4 protein-coding genes are annotated in these 3007 nt (G+C 63.5%); 3 read left to right on the top strand and 1 reads right to left on the bottom strand.

Going from position 1 to position 3007, the window contains the following annotated elements:
* From VFW69_RS07180 to VFW69_RS07170, 3 genes are all read left to right on the top strand, one after another.
* The coding region (locus VFW69_RS07180; RefSeq protein WP_526499606.1) for a CHRD domain-containing protein at nt 1-496 on the top strand (496 nt) is incomplete at its 5' end.
* A gap of 70 nt (nt 497-566) precedes the next feature.
* Nucleotides 567-1259 (top strand): hypothetical protein, encoded by a 693-nt coding sequence (locus tag VFW69_RS07175; protein WP_526499604.1) that lies wholly within the window; start codon nt 567-569, stop codon nt 1257-1259.
* Nucleotides 1260-1536: 277 nt separating this feature from the next.
* On the top strand, nt 1537-2688 hold the full coding sequence (locus VFW69_RS07170) for a YcjF family protein (protein ID WP_526499602.1): 1152 nt from the start codon (nt 1537-1539) through the stop codon (nt 2686-2688).
* 134 nt (nt 2689-2822) lie between these two features.
* Here VFW69_RS07170 and VFW69_RS07165 read toward each other — a convergent pair.
* Nucleotides 2823-3007, bottom strand: a 185-nt coding sequence (locus tag VFW69_RS07165) for a hypothetical protein (RefSeq protein WP_526499600.1), incomplete at its 5' end; no start/stop codon positions are given.

The raw sequence follows: 3007 nt of genomic DNA, 5'->3' as shown, positions 1-3007 counted from the left end.
CTGCAGGAAGGAAGAGTTCACGATGTTGGGACGTTTCGGAGCGTGCCTCGCGGCGATGTCGTCGCTGCTCGTCGTCGCCGCCCTGCCGAGCACAGCAGCCGCGCAGGACGACCCGCAGCCGCAAGGCCTCGGTCATTACACCATCAACTTGACCCCCGAGGAGGTCACCGGCGGCGGAGACCACGGCGCGACCGGCTCAGCCCGAGTCGACCTCGACGCCGCCCACCAGAAAGTCTGCTACGCCCTGTCGTGGAAGGACCTCCACGGTGACGTCACCATGTCGCATATTCACCTCGCCCCGCGCGGCAAGGACGGTCCCCATCCGATTGATTTCTTCAATGACCAGCACTTTCCCGGGGCGGGAAGTACGGCCAGTGGCTGCTCAACCAGTACCCGAGACAAGATTCAGGCCGTCATTGACCATCCGGCCGACTACTACGTCATCATCCACACGGACAAGTTCACCGAGGGAGCGATCCGCGGCCAGCTCGGCTAGCGCAGCGGCGGCCGCTCGAGCCGGGATACTGCAATTACACAAGGCTTTGGGCGCGGTGGGAGGTCTGAACGTGGGTCCAGAGATGCCGGCTGTGCTGCACCGGGCCCTGGAAAAGGCAATCGCGCTCGCGCAGTCGCCGGTCGCCGGCTACGTGGCCCGGCTGCGTCGAGCACGACCTCTGGCGAGCCCGGCCGAGATCATCGCTGTCGTGGAGAAGCAGTACCTCGCGACGGTCACCGGCACCGGAGCCGCCGTGGGCGGTGTTGCGGTCGCGCCGGGGGTTGGGACCGTCGCCGCGCTGGCGCTCACTGGCGGTGAGACGGCATTGTTCCTCGAGACCACGGCGCTGTTCGCGTTGGCCGTCGCTGAGGTGCACGGCATCCGGGTCGAGGAGGTCGAGCGACGGCGGACGCTGGTGCTCGCCGTCGCGCTCGGTGACAACGGCGCCATGCTGGTCGAAAAGATGGCTGGGCGTGGTGGTCAGCAATGGGGGGCGCTGCTGCCCGACGCGATCCCGATGTCCTCCATCACCGCGATCAACAAGACGCTGGGTCGCTGGTTCTTGACCAGATACGGGCGCAAGCAGGGCGTGCTGGCACTCGGCCGGATCGCACCGTTCGGCATCGGAGTGGCGATAGGGGCCGCCGGCAACCGGGCCTTCGGTCGCGTGGTGGTCGACACCAGCCGGCGCGTCTTCGGCCGCCCACCGGCGCGCTTCCCGGACGCCAGCACCGTCACGATCATCGAGGGCACCGTCCACTGAAACCTGCGCGCCGTTGGCGGTCGCAGCGTGCTATAGCTCGGCGCCAGGCGGACGCCAGCGGTATCGGGGCATCGAAATCGATCTTCTCGGGCGATTTGCCGCGATCAGCAGAGATCGACATTAAATTACAAGGCAACGTCGCGCGCTGCACGTCGTTGTCTTAGAGCAGTGCCGCCACACCACCGAGATCAGCGCGGCTGCGGCCTACCAGCGCTATTGATCTTGCGCAGGTAGGCCATACCGGCCAGCGTTGGGAAAACGGCTGAGAGGGGACCCGATGGATGGATCTACAGGCCTACTCCGGTATACAGAGGGTCAGGACGAATTCAACCTCGAGAAGTTCTTTCGAGACGGCTTCTCTCAGGCGTTGCGGGGCAGGTCCCGCCTCAACGTCATGCTCGCCGGACGCGTCGGTGTCGGGAAGAGCACCTTGGTCAACGCAATTTTTGGGGCGCCGATCGCCCCGGTCGGGGTGGGCAGCTCAATTACCCAGAGTATCCGAAGATATGTGCAACCGAACCTACCCATCTCCGTGTACGATACGCCGGGCATCGAGCTCGGCGTGGAGGCGGAATCGATAGCGGAAACCTACCTCACTGAGATCAGGAGGCAGATGGACGACGACGACGCCCGTATTCATTTTTGCCTCTACTGCGTCCGGACCCGGGACGAACGTTTCGAGACGGTTGAATCTGACATCGTCCGAGCGCTGGCGAAAGACGTGCTGGTGGCGCTGGTGCTTACCCAGTGCCCCACCTATGACGATCCCCGTGCCAACAGGTTCGCCCGGTACCTCACCTCGCTCGAGCTTCCCGTCCTCGACGGGCAGTGCTTCATGACCCTGGCGGAAGAAGATAACGTCGCTGGTGTCACGCTTGCGCCGTTCGGTCTTCCCGATCTCGTGAGCGCGATTTATCATCAGCTGCCGGATGCGGAACGGCATACGTTAGCCAGCTGTCAGCGTGTCTCGCTAGAGCTCAAGATCGCTGAGGCGAAGCGTTCGGTGAACTTCAACATGGGCACGGCTGCGTTGATCGCGGCTACTCCGATCCCGCTTGTCGATGCTATTCCGCTGAGCGCGCTACAGATCAGTATGCTGGGCCAGATTGCCACAATAATGGGATTCAAGGTTGACCCCAGAGCCGTCGCTACCGCTTTTGCGACCGTCCTCGGGGTGGCCTCTGTGGCCCGAACGGCGGCAAGCTTTTTCAAAATCTTTCCGGGCACTGGCACCACGATTAATGCCACGATAGCGTCTACCACAACGAAGATACTGGGTGAGGTGTTCATCAACGCGTGCGCGAACGTACTTATGCGGCAGATGGCAGGTGAGTGCATACTTCACGATGATGTCGTAGGCGAGCTTCTCAAGGAGCTCCCACTGCTCCTCAACGGCGGCCTGCGCCGCAGCCTGGTGGGATTGCGGTGACGCCCGTGCCTCGTTAGTCCACGTCGATCACGTTGACCACCCGCTGCAGGTAGTGCTCGGACTGCTTGATCGTCTCGCTCACGCGTCTAACATAGCTACTCGATAGCAGTTACCGCTATTGCGTAGCGCTTCGATCACTGGCTCGGGCTGCCGCGTAGCGCGCAGACGCCGGCGCAGCTGGCGCAGGGCGAGCCGCAGGCCGTTGGTTCATCTTCGGATGACCCGGCTTGGGTGGCGAGACGCGCCTTCTCCTCTGCGGTCAGCTGGTGGAACTCCTGCGCGATACTCGCGAACACGACGTTGCTGAACGCCGCCGTGC

It is taken from the genome of Mycobacterium sp. (assembly GCF_036273375.1).
GTDB lineage: Bacteria > Actinomycetota > Actinomycetes > Mycobacteriales > Mycobacteriaceae > Mycobacterium.
The sequence above is the reverse complement of the archived record's forward strand: the minus strand, read 5'-3'. Positions and strand labels throughout refer to the sequence as shown.

Bases quoted from the DNA above. Each gene is read 5' to 3' on its own strand.
- VFW69_RS07170 (WP_526499602.1), top strand. From the start codon at position 1,537: ATGGATGGATCTACAGGCCTACTCCGGTATACAGAGGGTCAGGACGAA.